The organism is Alterirhizorhabdus solaris (genome assembly GCF_007785815.1).
Taxonomy (GTDB): domain Bacteria; phylum Pseudomonadota; class Alphaproteobacteria; order Sphingomonadales; family Sphingomonadaceae; genus Alterirhizorhabdus; species Alterirhizorhabdus solaris.
This window is the reverse complement of sequence record NZ_VNIM01000086.1, coordinates 1-16,816: the sequence shown is the minus strand read 5'-3', so window position 1 is coordinate 16,816 and position 16,816 is coordinate 1. Positions and strand designations below refer to the sequence as shown.

Here is a 16,816-nt window from a genome sequence, read left to right as displayed (position 1 = left end):
CCCCATACAAGCGCCACATCGCGCCCCGGTGGCAGCGGGCGGCGGCATTTGAGCGCCGTCACCGTCTTCAGCAGCGTCGCGCGTGCCGTCGCATCGCCCTGCCGCGCCTCGGGCAGGCCCGCCTCGCCCAGGAAATTGCGCAGGTCGTAGCCATTGGGGCCGAGACCGGCGACCAGCCGGGCCGGCACGTCGGGCGGCAGCAGGTCGACCGCGATCTTCTCGCCGATGCCGTCCACCGCGCAATAGGCATTGGCCGCCACCGAGGCGCGATCGGGTGCCACGTTGGCGGCGACGAGGAAGAGCTGCCCCTCCTCGATCTCCCCCGATCCGGGCAGGATCGCGCGGGCGGAAGGCCCGCCGGTGTCGATCGTGAACCGCCGCTCCCCCGCCACCGCCGCGCCGCGCAACGATTGCAGGCCGGGCCGCAGCGCCAGCGTGCAGGTGACGCCGCCGGTCAGCGCGGCGGCGAACTCGTGAACCCAGGTCTGCGGGTCGATCCAGCGGCCGGTGCCGCCCACCGGGCAGGCCATCGCTGCGGGCGCGGTGGCACGCGGATCGCCGAGCGGCACCATCGGCTCGGAAAAGCGCAGCGTGTAGCGTTCAATCGCGCCGCCGCCCGCGCCCGGCGTCGCCAGTTCCACGCGCGGCGCCGCATCGCCGAATGCCGCCGTGCCGGCGACCGCCCCGGCAAGGACGGCAAGCCCGAACAGTGTGCCGCCGATCCCGCCCCGCATCCGATCATCCCCCGTCGATGTCCCAGAGTGGCGCGGGCCGCCCGCCAAATCCAGCCCCGATGCGCCGACAAGGTGGATGGCGCGCCCCGAATCAGCAGGTTATGCCGGCGACGGGGGAAAATGAACGATGCTGTATGATTCGGCGATCTGGGTCTGCACCGTCGCCAGTCGCGAGGTTCTGCTGTTCGCCGCCGTGGGCCTGTTGCTCGGCGGGCTGGACGATCTGCTGGTCGACCTGATCTTCATCGCCCGCGCCGGCTGGCGGCGGATGACGGTGTACCAGCGCCACACCGCCGCGACCGCCGCCACGCTCGCCCCGGCCGACCGGCCCAGCCGCCTCGCCATCTTCATCGGCGCCTGGGACGAGAGCGGCGTGATCGGCGCGATGCTGCGCGCCGCGCTCGCCCGGCTGGATCATGCCGACTACCGCATCTACGTGGGCGTCTATCCCAACGATCCCGCCACGATCGCCGCTGTGCGCAACGTGCGCGCGCATGCGCCGGGCGGGTGGCGGGTGCGGATGATCTGCGGGCCGCTCGCCGGGCCGACGACCAAGGCCGAGGCGCTCAACCGGCTGTGGCGCGCGCTGCTGGCGGACGAGGCGCGATCGGGCGTGCGCTTCAAGGCGATCGTGCTGCACGATGCCGAGGATGTCGTCCATTCCGCCGAGCTGCGCGTGTTCGACCGGCTGATCGAACGATTCGATCTGGTGCAGCTGCCGGTGCTGCCGCTGATCGTGCCGGGATCGCGCTGGGTTTCCGGCCATTATTGCGACGAGTTCGCCGAGGCGCACGGCAAGCAGCTGGTGGTGCGCGAGGCGATCGGTGCGGGGATGCCGTCGGCCGGCGTCGGCTGCGCCCTTTCGCGCGATGCCGTGCAGGCGATGGCGGATGCGGGCGGCGGGCGGCCATTCGACGATGCGAGCCTGACCGAGGACTATGAACTGGGCCTGCGGCTGGCCGATCGCGGCGGGCGCGGCATCTTCGTGCGGCTGCCGTCCGGCCCGCGATCGCTGGTGGCGGTGCGCGCCTACTTCCCCGCGACGATCGAGACGGCGGTGCGGCAGAAGGCGCGCTGGATGACGGGCATCGCGCTGGCCGGGTGGGATCGGCTGGGCTGGCGCGGCGGGCTGGCCGAACGCTGGATGCGGCTGCGCGACCGGCGCGCGCTGCTGGCCGCCGTGATCCTGGCCGCCGCCTATGCCGCGCTGCTGGGCAGCGTGCTCACCATCATGCTCTGCTTTGCCGCCGGGCGGGCGTATCCCGTCCCCTCGCCATTCCTCGCCGCGCTGCTGACGATCAACGCGGTACTGATGCTGTGGCGCGCGGGCATGCGCTTCGCGATGGTGCGCGCGGTGTATGGCTGGCGCGAGGGGGTGCGGGCGGTGCCGCGCATGCTGATGGGCAACATCATCGCGATGATGGCGGCACGCCGCGCGGTGGCGGGCTATCTGCACGGCGCGCGCGGCGGCGGCATGGCGTGGGACAAGACGAGCCACGTCTTCCCCACCGCGATCCCGGCTGAATGAGGGCGGGCGAATGAGGGCGGTAGCATGAGGCTGGTCACGCCGCTGCGCCTGGTGCCCGGCGTCGTCGGGCTGTGGGTGGTGGCGCGCGTCGCCATCGTGATGCCCGATCTGCTCACTCCGCCGGCCGAGGCGGATCTGCCGCGCACGGCGGGGACTTTCACGACGGCGACGAGGAGCGGTGGCCGGGTGCGGGCGATGGCGCCCGAGCGACCTCGATCGACCGCCTCCGCCGACATATCGGACGGCGGCGCGGCATCAGCCACGTCGGGCAATGCCGTGCGCCCGGAACGATCTGCGATCCGGCCGTCGTTCCGGACCGGAGGCGGCGCGGGCCTGCGCCTTTCCCCCGCCGGCATCATCGCGCCGGCTACTCCCGCGCCATCGACGCCGGCAGACGCAGCGCCCGCGATGGCGGCAACCGGATCGCCGGCGGCCTCTTCCACCCGGTCGGTGCCGGTCGCGCCGTTCGGCGGCGCGCTCGTCGGCGTCGCACCCGCCACGGCCGCGCCCGCCGGCTCGCGCTGGTCGGGCGGGGCGTATCTGTTCCGGCGCGGCGAGGGCGGCAGCCCGGCGCTCGCCACCGGCGGCCAGCTCGGCGGCAGCCAGGCGGGCGCGCGGGTGGCGTGGCGGCTCGATCCCGCCGATCGCTTCGCCGTCGTCGCCCGCGCCTCCACCCCGCTGCGCGAGACGCGCGGGGCAGAGGTGGCGGCGGGGGTGGACTGGCATCCGCTGCCGGGCCGCCCCTTGCGCGTCTCGGTCGAGCGGCGGGTCGATGTCGGCGGCGCGGGGCGCGATGCGTGGAGCGCCTATGCCGCCGGCGGTTTCTGGCGGCCGATCGGGCGCGGCGTGGTGGGGGATGGCTATGCGCAGGCCGGTGTCGTCGGCGCGCGGCGGCGCGACCTGTTCGCCGACGGCGCGCTCCGGGCCGGCTATCGCCGCGAACTTGGGGCGGGCCGCTCGCTTACCGTGGGCGGCGGTGCATGGGGCGCGGCGCAGCCCGGCGTGGCGCGGCTGGATGTCGGCCCGCGCGTGGCGCTCGGCCTGCCGCTGGCGGGCACCAGCGTGACGGCCGCGGCCGAGTGGCGCGTGCGCGTGGCGGGCGATGCCGCGCCCGGCACGGGCCTTGCGATCACGCTGGCGGCGGATTTCTGATCGCGCAAGGCCGCCAGTGGCATGACGGCGCGGCCGGAATGCGGTAGCCGGACGACATGGACCTGTATCTGCCCATCGCCGGCCTGTCGGTGAACGTGCTGGTGATCGTGGGGCTGGGCGGCCTCGTCGGCATCCTATCCGGCATGTTCGGGGTGGGCGGCGGCTTCCTCACCACGCCGCTGCTGATCTTCTACGGCATCCCCCCGGCCGTCGCGGTCGCCTCCTCGGCCACGCAGATCACCGGCGCCAGCGTGTCGGCGGTGCTGGCGCATCGCCGCCGGCAGGGGGTGGATTTCCACATGGGCGGCGTGCTGGTGGCGGGCGGCGCGATCGGCTCCGTCGCCGGCGGCTTCGTGTTCCGCTGGCTGCAACGAACCGGCCAGATCGATACGGTGGTGGGGCTGCTCTACGTGGTGCTGCTCGGCTCGATCGGGCTGCTGATGGCCAAGGAGGCCGCGCAGAGCATCGCGGTGATGTGGGGCAAGGCGCCGCCGCCGGTGGCCGCGCGCCGCCACCACCCGCTGATCGCGGCGCTGCCGATGCGCTGGCGCTTCTATCGCTCGGGCCTCTACATCTCGCCGCTGGCGCCGCTGATCCTCGGCTTCGGCACCGGCCTGCTCACCGTGCTGCTGGGCGTGGGCGGCGGCTTCGTGCTGGTGCCGGCGATGATCTACCTGCTCGGCATGTCGACGCGGGTGGTGGTGGGCACCTCGCTGTTCCAGATCCTGTTCGTGACGGCGGCGACCACGCTGGTCCACGCGCTCACCACCAAGGCGGTGGATATCGTGCTGGCCGGGCTGCTGCTGATCGGCAGCGTGGTGGGCGCGCAGTTCGGCGCGCGCTTCGCCCAGCGGGTGCGGCCGGAATGGCTGCGACTGGCGCTGGCTGGCCTCGTGCTGGCGGTGGCGATGCGGATGGCGCTGGGCCTGGGCTGGCGGCCGGACGAGATCTACACGGTGCAGCCGCTGTGAAGCGCCTGCCCCTGCTGATGCTGCTGGCGCTGCTGCTGGGCGGCGCCGCCAAGCCCCGGCTGGTGCCGGACGTGTCGCAGCGGCGGATCGACATCATCTACAGCTTCACCGGCGCCGAACTGCTGCTGTTCGGCGCGATCGTCTATCCGGGCGGAGTCGTGCCGAAACGGCCGGCGGACGTGGTGGTGGTCATCAAGGGGCCGACCGAATCGGTGCTGCTGCGCGAGAAGCAGAAGGTGGCCGGCATCTGGCTGAACGCCGAGAGCGGCCGGTTCCGCTCGGTCCCCTCCTTCTACGCGGTCGCCGCCTCGCGCCCTTTGGGGCAGGTGGTGGACGGGCGGACGGCGGCGATCTACGAATTCGGCGTCGACAACATCCAGCTTTCCCCCGCCAGCAGCGCCCCGCCGGACGAGCAGAAGCGATTCGAGCAGGGCCTCGTCGATCTCAAGAACCGCATGGGCCTGTATGTCGAGGTGCCGCACGGCGTGGAGGTGAGCGAGGGCGTGCTCTATCGCGCGCGCATTCGCCTGCCCGCCCGCGTGCCGGTGGGCGACTACACCGCCGAGACGTTTCTGGTGCAGGATGGCCGGGTGATCGCGGCGGCGGTGCGCGAGATCGCGGTATATCGCAGCGGTTTCGAACGAATCGTCGCCAGCTTCGCGGAACGCCACGCGCTGGCCTATGGTTTGGTGGCGGTGGCGCTGTCCGTGCTGCTCGGCTGGGCGGCGGGCGCGATCTTCGGGCGCAAGCGTGCCTGACGCGGCCCAACACTGGGGGGAAGACGAACGATGAACTGGATGCTGTTGCCGCTGCGCCGCTATGCGCAATTCTCGGGCCGGGCGCGGCCGCGCGAATACTGGATGTTCGCGTTGTTCATCATCCTCGTCACGATCGTGCTGATGATCGTCGAATCGATCCTCGGCATCGGCAGCAGCGACACCACGCGCATGCTGGGCGACGGGCAGATCGGTTTTGCCGGCCAGCACAATGCAGGCTGGCTCGTCGGGCTGTTCACGCTGGCGATCCTCGTGCCATCGATCGCGGTGGGCGTGCGGCGGCTGCACGATACCGATCGCTCGGGCTGGTGGACCCTCATCATATTCTTCCCGTTCATTGGCGGGATCATCCTGCTCGTCTTCTACATCATCAGCGGCACGCGCGGGCCGAACCGTTTCGGCCCGGATCCGGTGGAGGCCGGGCCCGACGCCCCCGAACGGCAAAAATACGGCCGGGGGCAAAGCCTTAACCGTCTCGCCCTAAACCGCCGGTGGACCACAGGAACCATCGGCATGAGCGATATGAGCGGACTGCACGCAGCGGCGCTGGCAGAGCGGACGCCCGCCGGCGAGACGATCGAGATCGGGCGGCTGCTCGACGTGGGCGGCGCCTCGTCGCAGGTGGCGCTGGATGCCACGCTGATCGCGGCGCTGGCCGACGACCCGGACGAGGGCATCGCGATGGCCGGGCAGATCGGCGCACAGGTAAAGCTGCGCGTCGGCCCGCGCTGGCTGCTGGCCTCGCTCCGCACGATGCGGCTGGCCGCGCCCGACAGCGACACCATCATCGCCGCCGTCGATTTCCTCGGCGAGGGCGATTGCGAGGGCGCCACCGGGCGCATGGTGAACTTCCGCCGCGGCGTCACCCGCTATCCGGTGCCCGGCACGCCGGTGCATCCGGTTTCCGCGCGCGAGATGCGGCAGATGTACGCCGCCGACGATCGCCCGCATATCGAGATCGGCAGCGTGTACCCCACGCGCAACATCCGTGCCGCGCTGTATGTGGATGCGCTGCTGGGCAAGCATTTCGCGCTGCTCGGCTCCACCGGCACCGGCAAGTCCACCTCCGCCGCGTTGATCCTCCACCGCATCTGCGAGATGGCGCCCGAGGGCCATGTCGTGATGATCGACCCGCACGGCGAATATCCGGCCGCGTTCCGCGATGCGGGCGAGATCTTCAACGTCGACAATCTCGCCATGCCCTACTGGCTGATGAACTTCGCCGAGCATGTCGAGGTGCTGGTCAGCTCCACCGGGCCGGACCGGCAGCTCGATTCGGACATCCTCGCCAAATGCCTGCTGGCCGCGCGCGCCAAGAACCGCTGCGCCGAGGGGCTGACCAAGCTGACCGTGGACAGCCCGGTGCCCTATCTGCTGTCCGACCTGCTCGGCATCCTCCAGGCGGAGATGGGGCGGATGGACAAGGCCGGCGGCAGCGCGCCCTACCAGCGGCTGAAGACCAAGATCGAGGAACTGCGCGCCGACCCGCGCTATACCTTCATGTTCTCGGGCATGCTGGTCAGCGATACGCTCGCCGGCTTCCTCGCCCGCATCTTCCGCCTGCCCGGCGGCGGCAAGCCGATCTCGATCATCGACGTGTCGGGCGTGCCGAGCGACATCACCAACGTGGTGGTGGCGGTGCTGGCGCGGATGGTGTTCGACTACGCGGTCTGGTCGCGCGGGGAGACGCAGCGGCCCATCCTGCTCGTGTGCGAGGAAGCGCACCGCTACATCCCGTCCGACCGGGTGACGACGGGCGCGGCGGTGCGCAGCATCCTGGAGCGGATCGCCAAGGAAGGGCGCAAGTACGGCGTGTCGCTGGGCCTCATCACGCAGCGCCCGTCCGACCTGGCGGAAGGCGTGCTGTCGCAATGCGGCACGATCATCTCGCTCAGGCTCAACAACGATCGCGATCAGGCGTTCGTGCGCGCGGCGATGCCGGAGGGATCGCGCGGCTTCCTCGATGCGCTGCCGGCGCTGCGCAACCGCGAGTGCGTCATCAGCGGCGAGGGCGTGTCGATCCCGATCCGGGTGGCGCTCGACGATCTGGAACCGGCCCGGCGCCCGGCCTCGAACGATCCCGTCTTCTCCGACCTGTGGCGGGAAACCGGCGGCGAGGCGGAGACGATCGAGCGGGTGGTGAAGCGCTGGCGCGCGCAGGGGCGGTAGGCCGGTTCAGTCCTCGGCGATGCGGCTGTGCCGTTTCGTGTCGCGCATCAGCAGCGCCGTCACGAAGCTGACCGTCATCAGCGTCACCGCATAGACGTAGAACCCGCGCTCGATCCCCTCCGACTTGAACCACAGCGCGACATATTCGGCGGTGCCGCCGAACGCGGCGTTGGCCACCGCATAGGGCAGCGCCACGCCCAGCGCGCGGACGTGGGTGGGGAACAGCTCCGCCTTCAGCACCGCGCCGATCGCGGTATAGCCCGCCTGCAACGCCAGCGCGCCGAGGATCAACGTCAGCGCGACCAGCGGCGCGGCGCCGCGCGCCACCCCCGCCATCACCGGCCACAGGATCAGCGCACCGCCGCCGAACGAGCCGATCAGCATCGCCCGCCGCCCCACCTTGTCCGACAGCCAGCCCGCGACCGGCTGGAACAGCATGAACGCCACCAGCGCGGCGGCGCTGATCTCGGACGCGGTGGTCTTGGAATAGCCGGCGGTGTTGACCAGGAACTTCTGCATGTAGCTGGTGTAGATGTAGAAGCTGAGCGAGCCGCCCGCCGTCAGCCCCACGATCGTGGCCACCGCGCGCGGATGATGGCGCAGCAGCGTCATCGCGGTGCCGGCGCGCACGCCCTTGCGATCGGCGGTGGTGAACGAGGCGCTCTCGTCCAGCCCGCGGCGGATCCAGAAGACGGCCACCGCCAGCAGCGCCCCGATCACGAACGGTACGCGCCACCCCCAGCTCGCCAGCGCCTCGGCCGAGAGGGTATGCTGGAGCAGGATCAGCAGGCCGAGCGCGAGCAACTGCCCGCCGACGAGCGTGACGAAGTGGAAGCTGGACCAGAAGCCGCGCCGCCGCTCGCCGGCCATCTCGCTCATGTAGCTGGCCGCCGCGCCATATTCGCCGCCGACCGACAGGCCCTGCACCAGCCGCGCCACCATCAGCAGCCATCCGGCCGCCGGGCCGATCGTGGCATGGCCGGGGATCAGCGCGATCATCAGCGAGCCGGCGCACATCATGCCGACCGACAGCGACAGCGCCGCCCGCCGCCCCGCGCGATCGGCATAGATGCCGACCAGCCACGCCCCCACCGGGCGGGCTGCGAACCCCACCGCGAAGATGGCGGCGGCCTGCAGCAACTGCGCGGTCTGATCCCCCTCGGGAAAGAAGACGGGCGCGAAATAGAGGGTGAAGGCGGCATAGGCGTACCAGTCGAACCACTCGACCAGGTTGCCCGCCGCCCCGCCGAGGATCGCGCGCAACCGCCGCGCGGCCGATATGCCGTCCGTCTCGACCCGCGTGCCCATCCGTATCCTCCCCCCGGTGATGCGGCGGCGTATCACGCGGGCGGGGCCGGGCCTAACAGCGTGTTCGTCGTCGCGGGTGCCGGATTGGTCGAACCGGCGATGCGTCGCCCGCGCCGCCGGCGCACCCTGCGATCATGCCGCGGATGCCGCCGACCGATGCGACTCCCCACCTGTTCGGCCTGCGCGGCACCGCGCGGTGCCGGGCGGCGATCGCCGGCGCGCTCGCCCGGATCGAGCGGCTGCATCACGACCTGCCCGATCTGGGCATGAACGAAGGGGAATGGGCGCGCCTGTTCGCCGGGTCGCACGATCAGGCGGACGGCCGGTCAGGACATCGGCGATAGCGGAACGGCGGTTTTCCACGGCACAGGCGGCGCGTGCGCCGGCCGATCAGAACTTGAAGGCTGTCCCGACGTACACGGCCTGCGAGTCGCGCTTGGCCTCGGTGAAGGCTTCCAACCTGTCGCGCTGGGTGCGGTAGCGCAGGCCGCCGGTCACTTCCAGATTGCGGGTCAGCGTATAGGAGCCGCCGAGATCGACCGAATAGGCCTCGTCGTTGCCGACCAGCAACGGCTGCTCGCCCACGCTGCGATCGGTGCCGAACTGGAGTCGGGTGCGCCACTTGTTGCCGCCGTAGCTCAGCCCCACGTCCATCGCCTCGCGGCTGCCGGGCATCGGGCCGATATCGACGCGGGCAATATCGCCGGACAGCGCGAACCGCTTCCAGCCCACCGCCACGCCCAGGTTATAGGCGGTCGGCGCCAGCGCCGGCGTGGCCGCGGCGATCCGCTCGGCGGCGGCGCGGCCGGCCTGACGCGCCCGCACGGCGACGGTGACGGAGCGGCGCGTGCCCGGCACCGAGGACGGCGTGAAACGGAACCCGCCGGCAAAGCCGTTGCGGGCGAAGCTGGCCGCCATGCGCGGATCGGCGGCGGCGGGCGTAAAGGAACCGAGGCTGCCCGGTGCGCTCAACGAGGCGGCGGGCTTGCGCGGCGACCGGACCGTGGCACCCATCAGCGGCGCGCACAGGATGGCCGAGAGCGACAGCACGCCCCCCGCAAACCCTGAAAATGCCCTGATGCCGCCCATGTCTTCCCTGATGCTCCCCTGCCCAAACGGCCTAGCATGGCAAAGGTAACCAATTCCATCCGCCCCCGCCGATTTGAGCGCGCTGTTGCATGATCCCCACAGCGGTGCCAGTGCTTGCGGGCCGGCGGGGACGATCTATAACGACGCCACACGCCCGCCCCCCGAGGATCATGATGGCCCGTCTGCTTTCCACCACTACGCTCAAGGGCCCGCTCGCGGTGGCCGCCCTCGCGGTCGCGCTGTCCCTCGCCGGTTGCGGCGGCAAGAAGGACCGGCCGATGAAGACGGCCGATCTCGCCGCCTCGCGCGTCACCACGATCGGCGTCAATTCCTATCTGTGGCGCGCAGCGCTCGACGCGCTCAGCTTCATGCCGATGGCGCAGACCGACTCCAACGGCGGCGTCCTCGTGACCGACTGGTACGTCAACCCGGCCACGCCGACCGACCGGATGAAGGTGACGGTGACGATCATCGATCAGGATCTGCGCGCCGATGCGGTGCGCGTCGCCGCCTCGCGCCAGGTGCTGCAGAACGGCCAGTGGGTAGAGGCGCCGGTGCAGGCCGCCACCGTGCAGAAGCTGGAGGAGATCATCCTCACCAAGGCGCGCGACCTGCGCCGCAACGCCGTGGCCGGCTGAGCGACCACGACCGGATGATTGTCGGATGACCATGAGCGAGCGGTTCAACCACCACACGGTCGACGCGCGCTGGCAACAGGTGTGGGACGAGCGCGGCAGCTTCCACGCCGACGACCACAGCCCCAAGCCCAAGAGCTTCGTGCTGGAGATGTTCCCCTATCCGTCGGGGCGCATCCACATGGGCCATGTGCGCAACTACACGATGGGCGACGTGCTGGCCCGCTACCGGCGGATGCAGGGGTTCGAGGTGCTGCATCCGATGGGGTGGGACGCCTTCGGCATGCCGGCGGAAAACGCCGCGATGGAAAAGAAGGTGCATCCGGGCGACTGGACCCGCGCCAACATCGCCGCGATGCGCGCCCAGCTGAAACGTCTCGGTTTCGCGCTGGACTGGAGCCGGGAGCTCGCCACCTGCGAGCCGGATTATTACGGGCAGGAACAGGCGCTGTTCCTCGACCTGTACGAGGGCGGGCTGGTGTACCGCAAGGAATCGGCGGTCAACTGGGATCCGGTCGACATGACCGTGCTCGCCAACGAGCAGGTGATCGACGGCAAGGGCTGGCGATCGGGCGCGCCGGTGGAGCGGCGCAAGCTGAGCCAGTGGTTCCTGCGCATCACCGACTTCGCCGACGACCTGCTCGACGGGCTGAAGGCGCTGGACCAGTGGCCCGAGAAGGTCCGCACGATGCAGGAGAACTGGATCGGCAAGAGCGTGGGGCTGAAATTCCGCTTCGCGCTGGCGGAACCGGCGGCCGGGTTCGACACGCTCGACGTGTTCACCACGCGGCCCGATACGATCTTCGGCGCGTCGTTCGCGGCGATCTCGGTCGATCATCCGCTGGCGCTGGCGCTGGCCGCGAACGACCCGGCGCTGGTCGCCTTCGCCGACGATTGCCGCACCACCGGCACGGCGGCGGCCGAGGTGGAGACGGCCGAGAAGAAGGGCTACGATACCGGCCTGTCGGTCGTCCACCCGCTCGACCCGACGTGGACGCTGCCACTGTTCGTCGCCAATTTCGTGCTGATGGACTATGGCACCGGCGCCGTCTTCGGCGTGCCGGCGCACGATCAGCGCGATTTCGATTTCGCCCGCAAATACCAGCTGCCGATCACCCGCGTCGTCGCGCCCAGCGCGGCCGAGGCGGACCTGCCGGTGGGCGACGCGGCGGACAGCGCGCCCGGCGTGCTGGTCAACTCGCGCTTCCTCGACGGGATGAGCGTGGCCGACGCCAAGGCCGCCGTCGTCGCGCGTGCCGAGGCCGAAGGCTGGGGCGAGGGCACGACGGTGTGGCGCCTGCGCGACTGGGGCGTCTCGCGCCAGCGTTACTGGGGCACCCCGATCCCGATCATCCATTGCGCGGCGTGCGGCCCGGTGGGCGTGCCGAAGGACCAGCTGCCGGTGGTGCTGCCCGAAGACGTGTCGTTCGACATCCCCGGCAACCCGCTCGATCGCCATCCGACGTGGAAGCATGTGCCCTGCCCGACCTGCGGCGCCCCCGCGCGGCGCGAGACGGACACGCTCGACACGTTCGTCGATTCGTCGTGGTATTTCATCCGCTTCGCCTCCGCGCCCGCCGATCGCCCGTTCGACAAGGCGGTGGCCGAGCAATGGCTGCCGGTCGGCCAGTATATCGGTGGGGTGGAGCATGCGATCCTCCACCTGCTCTATGCCCGCTTCTGGACGCGCGCGCTGCGCCACATCGGCAAGATCGACGTCGCCGAGCCGTTCACCGGCCTGTTCACGCAAGGGATGGTGACGCACGAGACGTACAAGTCCCCCGACGGTCGCTGGCTGGCGCCCGACGAGGTGGAGCAGCGCGACGGCACGCTCGTGACGGTGGAGCGCGGCGAACCCGTCACGCTCGGCCGCATCGAGAAGATGTCAAAGTCGAAGAAGAACACCGTCGATCCCGGCCCGATCGTCGATCAGTACGGCGCGGACGCGGTGCGCTGGTTCATGCTCTCCGACAGCCCGCCCGAGCGCGACCTGCCGTGGAGCGAATCCGGCATCGAGGGCGCGTGGCGTTTCGTCCAGCGGCTGTGGCGGCTGAGCGGCGGGCAGTCCGGCGCGGCGGGGGCCGATGCCGATCTCGATCGCAAGGTGCATCGCTCCACCGCCGGCATCGCCGCCGATATCGAGGCGCTGTCGTTCAACAAGGCGGTCGCCAAGATCTACGAACTGGCCAGCGCGATCGACAAGGCGCCCGCCTCCGCCTCGCGCGATACCGCCATCGCCACGCTCGTCCGCCTGATCGCGCCGATGGTGCCGCATCTGGCCGAGGAGGCGTGGAGCCTGCTGGGCGAACCGGGCCTCGTCGCCGACGCCGCCTGGCCGGAGGTCGATCCGGCGCTGCTGGTGGACGACGAGGTGACGATCGCGGTGCAGGTGAACGGCAAGCTGCGCGATACGCTGACGGTGGCCAAGGGGCTGCCCCGCGAGGAGGTGGAAGCGCTGGCGCTGGGGGCGGAGAAGATCGCCCGCCTGCTCGACGGCAAGCCGCCGCGCAAGGTGATCGTCGTGCCCGACCGTCTCGTGAACATCGTCGCATGAGGCGCACCCTCGCCTCTGCCGCCGCCCTCGCCGCCGCGTCGCTGCTGCTGTCCGGCTGCGGGTTGCGGCCATTGTATGCCGGGGGTGCCAACGGCGCTGTCGCACAGTCGCTGGCCGGCATCGAGGTCGCGCCGATCCCGGATCGCGCCGGCTGGCTGGTCCGCAACGCGCTGGTCGATCGCCTAGCCGCCGGCGGTACGACCGCGCCCCGCTACCGGCTGGAGGTGGAGCTGGACGACCAGATCACCGGCTTCGGCATCCGTACCGACAACGCCGTGACGCGCGAGCGCCGCACGCTGCGCGCCCGTTACCGCCTGCGCGATGCCGGTGCGGCAGGCACGGTGCTGCTCGATGCGACCGCCGGCAGCGACGCCGGTATCGACGTGGTCAGCTCCGAATATGCCACGATCGCCGCCGAGCAGTCCGCGCTGGAACGGCTGTCCGGCCAGATCGCCGACCAGATCGTCGCGCGCATCGCGCTGTACGCCACGCGCACGCCCCGGCCGTAACCGGATGAAGGCGAGCCGGCCGCAGATCGAGCGCGCGCTCGATACGGCGCCTGCCGACATCCGCCTGTTCCTGCTCCACGGCCCCGACGAATCGCAGTCGCGCGAACTGGCCGCGCGGCTGGCCAGGCGGATGGGGCCGGAGGCGGAACGGGTCGATCTCAGCGGCGCGCAGCTGAAGGGCGATCCCGCGCGGCTGACCGACGAGGCCGCGTCGATCTCGCTGTTCGGCGGCGCGCGCCACATCCGCATCGAGCCGGCGGGGGACGATGCGTACGAGGCGGTGACGGCGCTGCTGGAGGCGCCTTCCGCCGGCAATCCGGTGGTGATGGTGGCAGGCGCGCTGCGCAAGGACTCACGCCTGCTCAAGCGCGCGCTGGCGGACCCGGCGGTGCTCGCCTTCGCCAGCTACCTGCCCGAGGGCGGCGATATCGACCGCCTCGCCGGCAGCATGGCGCGCGAGCAGGGGCTGGTGATCGACGGCGACGTGGCGCGCAGGCTGGCGACCGGTTCCGGCGGCGACCGCGCGTTGCTGGCGCGCGAGATCGAGAAGCTGGCGCTGTACGTCGATGCCGCGCCTGATCGCCCCGCCCCGCTCGACCGCGCGATGTTCGACGAGATCTCGGCCGACACCGCCGAGGGCGATCTGTCGCGGCTGGTGGACATGCTGATCTCCGGCCGCCCCGAACGCCTGGGTGCCGAACTCGCGCGGCTCGCCATCGCCGGGCAGGAGGGCATCGGCCTACTGCGGCCGCTGCTGCGCCGGCTGATGCTGCTGGCCGAGCTACGTGCCGAGGTCGATCGCGGCAACGGCATCGAGGCGGTGATGGGCGGCGCCGGGCGTGCGGTGTTCTGGAAGGAGAAGGCCGCCGTCGCGACGCAGCTTTCCCGCTGGAGCGGCGAGGCGCTGGCCAAGGCGATCGAACGCGTGACGGCCACCGAACTGGCGGTGAAGGCAAGCGGCAGCGCCGGGCCGATCCTGGTGGAGGCCGAACTCGTGGCGATCGCCCGCTTCGCGACGCGGCTGCGCCCCTAGCGGGCCGCCGCCAGCGCCGCCGATCGGCGTCATGGCGAATCTCCTTGGCGCGCCATGCCGGCAGGCGTAGGGACTGACATATCCCCGGGGGGCCGCAGCGAGCGGCTGAGAGGTGGCCGATGCAGCCACGACCCGCATGACCTGATCCGGTTCGCACCGGCGTAGGGAGGGCGTGCGGCAACGCTCTCCTTCCCGTGATTGGAGAGACAGTGATGGCCGATATCCCCGCGCGCACCGAGATGAAGGTTACGACCGGCCCGATCCGGGGATCGCGCAAGATCCACGTCGCCTCGCCCAACGACCCCAGCGTGCGCGTCGCCATGCGCGAGATCGTGCTGGAGCCTTCGTGCGGGGAGCCGCCGCTGCGGGTGTACGACTGTTCCGGCCCCTACACCGACGACAACGCCCGCATCGACATCATGGCCGGCCTGCCCGAGCTGCGCGCCGACTGGATCCGCGGGCGTGGCGACGTGGAGGAATATGACGCGCGCGAGCAGAAGCCGGAAGATAACGGCCTGAAGGGGCCGGACCGCTCGGCCGGCGTTGCTCCCTTCCCCAATGTCCGCAAGCGGCCGCTGCGGGCGAAGGCCGGCGCCAACGTCAGCCAGATGCACTACGCCCGGCAGGGCATCATCACCGCCGAGATGGAATATGTCGCCATCCGCGAGAACGTAGGCCGCGCGAAACTGCGCGAGGCGGCGATCCGCGACGGCGAGGATTTCGGCGCCGAGATCCCCGATTACGTGACGCCCGAATTCGTCCGCGAGGAGGTCGCGCGCGGCCGGGCGATCATCCCGAACAACATCAACCACCCCGAATCCGAGCCGATGGCGATCGGGCGCAACTTCCTCGTGAAGATCAACGCGAACATCGGCAACTCGGCCGTCGCCTCCGACGTGGCGAACGAGGTCGACAAGATGGTCTGGTCGATCCGCTGGGGCGCGGACACGGTGATGGACCTCAGCACCGGCCGCAACATCCACGACACGCGCGAGTGGATCATCCGCAACAGCCCCGTGCCGATCGGCACCGTGCCGATCTATCAGGCGCTGGAGAAGGTGGACGGCATCGCCGAGAACCTGACGTGGGAGATCTTCCGCGACACGCTGATCGAGCAGGCCGAGCAGGGCGTCGACTATTTCACGATCCACGCCGGCGTGCGCCTCGCCTACATCCCGATGACGGCCAAGCGGGTGACGGGCATCGTCTCGCGCGGCGGCTCGATCATGGCCAAGTGGTGCCTGAGCCATCACAAGGAGAGCTTCCTCTACGATCATTTCGAGGACATCTGCGAGATCATGAAGGCGTATGACATCGCCTTCTCGCTGGGCGACGGCCTGCGCCCCGGATCGATCGCCGACGCCAACGACGAGGCGCAGTTCAGCGAGCTGGCGACGCTGGGCGAACTGACCCAGATCGCCTGGAAGCACGACGTGCAGGTGATGATCGAAGGCCCCGGCCACGTGCCGATGCACAAGATCAAGCAGAACATGGAAAAGCAGCTGAAGGCGTGCGGCGAGGCGCCCTTCTACACGCTCGGGCCTTTGACGACCGATATCGCGCCCGGATACGATCACATCACCAGCGCCATCGGGGCGGCGATGATCGGCTGGTTCGGCACCGCGATGCTCTGCTACGTGACGCCCAAGGAGCATCTCGGCCTGCCCGACCGCGACGATGTGAAGGTGGGCGTGGTGACGTACAAGCTGGCCGCCCACGCCGCCGATCTCGCCAAGGGGCACCCGGCCGCCAAGCTGCGCGACGACGCGCTGAGTCGCGCCCGTTTCGAGTTCCGCTGGCGCGACCAGTTCCACCTGTCGCTCGATCCCGACACGGCGGAGAAGTATCACGACCAGACGCTGCCCGCCGAGGGCGCCAAGACCGCGCATTTCTGCTCGATGTGCGGGCCGAAATTCTGCTCGATGAAGATCACGCAGGAAGTCCGCGACTTTGCCGCGACGCAGAACCAGCCCAGCAGCAGCTTCCTCGCCGCCCAGCCGGTGGCGAGCGAGGACGCCGAAGCAGGCATGGCGAAGATGAGCGAGACGTTCAGGGAGAAGGGCGGGGAGATTTACCTGCCGGCGGAGTGAGGAGGAAAGATAATGGTATGGCTTCCTGACGCAGATTCGGTTGAAAAGATTCACGAAGAACTCGAAGCTCTGTTCGAACTCGAAGACGATCCTATTTCACCATCAGGGGTGAAAAATAGGGGATTGTTAGAGTCTGCATGCGCTAGAGCGGTTTCCGCGCCTTCTGAATCGTTGAGGATTCACACGAGCGCGGTTTTCTGATTCAGGCGTTGTGCCGGGTCGAGGAGGCCGGCATGGATGCCACGAGTGCTGTCACAGGACCTTCGAG

Annotated in this window: 13 protein-coding genes, 2 pseudogenes and 1 riboswitch; of the genes and pseudogenes, 12 read left to right on the top strand and 3 right to left on the bottom strand. The window is 70.4% G+C overall.

Annotated features, from left to right (window positions below):
- Nucleotides 1–734: pseudogene (locus FOY91_RS16740) on the bottom strand (alpha-2-macroglobulin family protein); the annotation flags it as partial.
- Nucleotides 735–861: 127 nt separating this feature from the next.
- On the opposite strand from FOY91_RS16740, the gene FOY91_RS16735 reads away from it, so the two are divergent.
- The 6 genes and pseudogenes from FOY91_RS16735 (at nucleotide 862) to FOY91_RS16715 (ending at nucleotide 7,330) form a co-directional block, all read left to right on the top strand.
- Nucleotides 862–2,262, top strand: coding sequence for a glycosyl transferase family protein (locus FOY91_RS16735; RefSeq protein ID WP_145154430.1), 1,401 nt, complete (start codon nucleotides 862–864; stop codon nucleotides 2,260–2,262).
- 24 nt (nucleotides 2,263–2,286) lie between these two features.
- On the top strand, nucleotides 2,287–3,414 hold the full coding sequence (locus FOY91_RS16730; RefSeq protein ID WP_145154428.1) for a hypothetical protein: 1,128 nt from the start codon (nucleotides 2,287–2,289) through the stop codon (nucleotides 3,412–3,414).
- 56 nt (nucleotides 3,415–3,470) lie between these two features.
- On the top strand, nucleotides 3,471–4,385 hold the full coding sequence (locus FOY91_RS16725; RefSeq protein ID WP_145154426.1) for a sulfite exporter TauE/SafE family protein: 915 nt from the start codon (nucleotides 3,471–3,473) through the stop codon (nucleotides 4,383–4,385).
- Nucleotides 4,382–5,143, top strand: a complete 762-nt coding sequence (locus FOY91_RS16720; RefSeq protein ID WP_238995760.1) for a TIGR02186 family protein — start codon at nucleotides 4,382–4,384, stop codon at nucleotides 5,141–5,143. Before FOY91_RS16725 ends, FOY91_RS16720 begins: the two co-directional genes overlap by 4 nt.
- Before the next feature lie 30 nt (nucleotides 5,144–5,173).
- Nucleotides 5,174–5,554: pseudogene (locus FOY91_RS22060) on the top strand (DUF805 domain-containing protein); the annotation flags it as partial.
- 129 nt (nucleotides 5,555–5,683) lie between these two features.
- Nucleotides 5,684–7,330 carry an ATP-binding protein gene (locus tag FOY91_RS16715; RefSeq protein WP_238995761.1) on the top strand — a complete coding sequence of 549 codons (1,647 nt, stop codon included), beginning with the start codon at nucleotides 5,684–5,686 and terminating at the stop codon, nucleotides 7,328–7,330.
- A 6-nt stretch (nucleotides 7,331–7,336) separates the two neighbouring features.
- Here FOY91_RS16715 and FOY91_RS16710 read toward each other — a convergent pair whose 3' ends face one another.
- On the bottom strand, nucleotides 7,337–8,638 hold the full coding sequence (locus FOY91_RS16710; RefSeq protein ID WP_145154420.1) for an MFS transporter: 1,302 nt from the start codon (nucleotides 8,636–8,638) through the stop codon (nucleotides 7,337–7,339).
- 143 nt (nucleotides 8,639–8,781) lie between these two features.
- On the opposite strand from FOY91_RS16710, the gene FOY91_RS16705 reads away from it, so the two are divergent.
- Nucleotides 8,782–8,982 carry a hypothetical protein gene (locus FOY91_RS16705; RefSeq protein ID WP_145154418.1) on the top strand — a complete coding sequence of 67 codons (201 nt, stop codon included), beginning with the start codon at nucleotides 8,782–8,784 and terminating at the stop codon, nucleotides 8,980–8,982.
- Nucleotides 8,983–9,028: 46 nt separating this feature from the next.
- Here FOY91_RS16705 and FOY91_RS16700 read toward each other — a convergent pair whose 3' ends face one another.
- A complete protein-coding gene (locus FOY91_RS16700; RefSeq protein WP_145154416.1) occupies nucleotides 9,029–9,727 on the bottom strand; it encodes a porin in 699 nt (232 codons plus the stop codon).
- A 170-nt stretch (nucleotides 9,728–9,897) separates the two neighbouring features.
- Between FOY91_RS16700 and FOY91_RS16695 the strand changes: the two genes are divergently transcribed.
- From FOY91_RS16695 to thiC, 5 genes are all read left to right on the top strand, one after another.
- The gene (locus tag FOY91_RS16695) at nucleotides 9,898–10,365 is read left to right on the top strand and encodes a DUF3576 domain-containing protein (protein ID WP_145154414.1); all 468 of its coding nucleotides are present in this window, start codon (nucleotides 9,898–9,900) and stop codon (nucleotides 10,363–10,365) included.
- Nucleotides 10,366–10,396: 31 nt separating this feature from the next.
- Nucleotides 10,397–12,916 (top strand): leucine--tRNA ligase, encoded by a 2,520-nt coding sequence (gene leuS, locus FOY91_RS16690; protein WP_145154432.1) that lies wholly within the window; start codon nucleotides 10,397–10,399, stop codon nucleotides 12,914–12,916.
- On the top strand, nucleotides 12,913–13,425 hold the full coding sequence (lptE, locus tag FOY91_RS16685) for an LPS assembly lipoprotein LptE (RefSeq protein ID WP_145154412.1): 513 nt from the start codon (nucleotides 12,913–12,915) through the stop codon (nucleotides 13,423–13,425). Before leuS ends, lptE begins: the two co-directional genes overlap by 4 nt.
- Before the next feature lie 4 nt (nucleotides 13,426–13,429).
- Complete coding sequence (holA, locus tag FOY91_RS16680; RefSeq protein WP_145154410.1) at nucleotides 13,430–14,458, top strand: DNA polymerase III subunit delta; 1,029 nt, start codon at nucleotides 13,430–13,432, stop codon at nucleotides 14,456–14,458.
- Nucleotides 14,459–14,533: 75 nt separating this feature from the next.
- A riboswitch (TPP riboswitch) is annotated at nucleotides 14,534–14,643 on the top strand.
- Between the two features lie 27 nt (nucleotides 14,644–14,670).
- Nucleotides 14,671–16,548, top strand: coding sequence for a phosphomethylpyrimidine synthase ThiC (gene thiC, locus FOY91_RS16675; protein WP_145154408.1), 1,878 nt, complete (start codon nucleotides 14,671–14,673; stop codon nucleotides 16,546–16,548).
- Nucleotides 16,549–16,816: the final 268 nt, after the last annotated feature.

Bases quoted from the DNA above. Each gene is read 5' to 3' on its own strand.
- FOY91_RS16735 (WP_145154430.1), top strand. From the start codon at position 862: ATGCTGTATGATTCGGCGATCTGGGTCTGCACCGTCGCCAGTCGCGAG.
- FOY91_RS16730 (WP_145154428.1), top strand. From the start codon at position 2,287: ATGAGGCTGGTCACGCCGCTGCGCCTGGTGCCCGGCGTCGTCGGGCTG.
- FOY91_RS16725 (WP_145154426.1), top strand. From the start codon at position 3,471: ATGGACCTGTATCTGCCCATCGCCGGCCTGTCGGTGAACGTGCTGGTG.
- FOY91_RS16715 (WP_238995761.1), top strand. From the start codon at position 5,684: ATGAGCGGACTGCACGCAGCGGCGCTGGCAGAGCGGACGCCCGCCGGC.
- FOY91_RS16710 (WP_145154420.1), bottom strand. From the start codon at position 8,638: ATGGGCACGCGGGTCGAGACGGACGGCATATCGGCCGCGCGGCGGTTG.
- FOY91_RS16705 (WP_145154418.1), top strand. From the start codon at position 8,782: ATGCCGCCGACCGATGCGACTCCCCACCTGTTCGGCCTGCGCGGCACC.
- FOY91_RS16700 (WP_145154416.1), bottom strand. From the start codon at position 9,727: ATGGGCGGCATCAGGGCATTTTCAGGGTTTGCGGGGGGCGTGCTGTCG.
- FOY91_RS16695 (WP_145154414.1), top strand. From the start codon at position 9,898: ATGATGGCCCGTCTGCTTTCCACCACTACGCTCAAGGGCCCGCTCGCG.
- leuS (WP_145154432.1), top strand. From the start codon at position 10,397: ATGAGCGAGCGGTTCAACCACCACACGGTCGACGCGCGCTGGCAACAG.
- lptE (WP_145154412.1), top strand. From the start codon at position 12,913: ATGAGGCGCACCCTCGCCTCTGCCGCCGCCCTCGCCGCCGCGTCGCTG.
- holA (WP_145154410.1), top strand. From the start codon at position 13,430: ATGAAGGCGAGCCGGCCGCAGATCGAGCGCGCGCTCGATACGGCGCCT.
- thiC (WP_145154408.1), top strand. From the start codon at position 14,671: ATGGCCGATATCCCCGCGCGCACCGAGATGAAGGTTACGACCGGCCCG.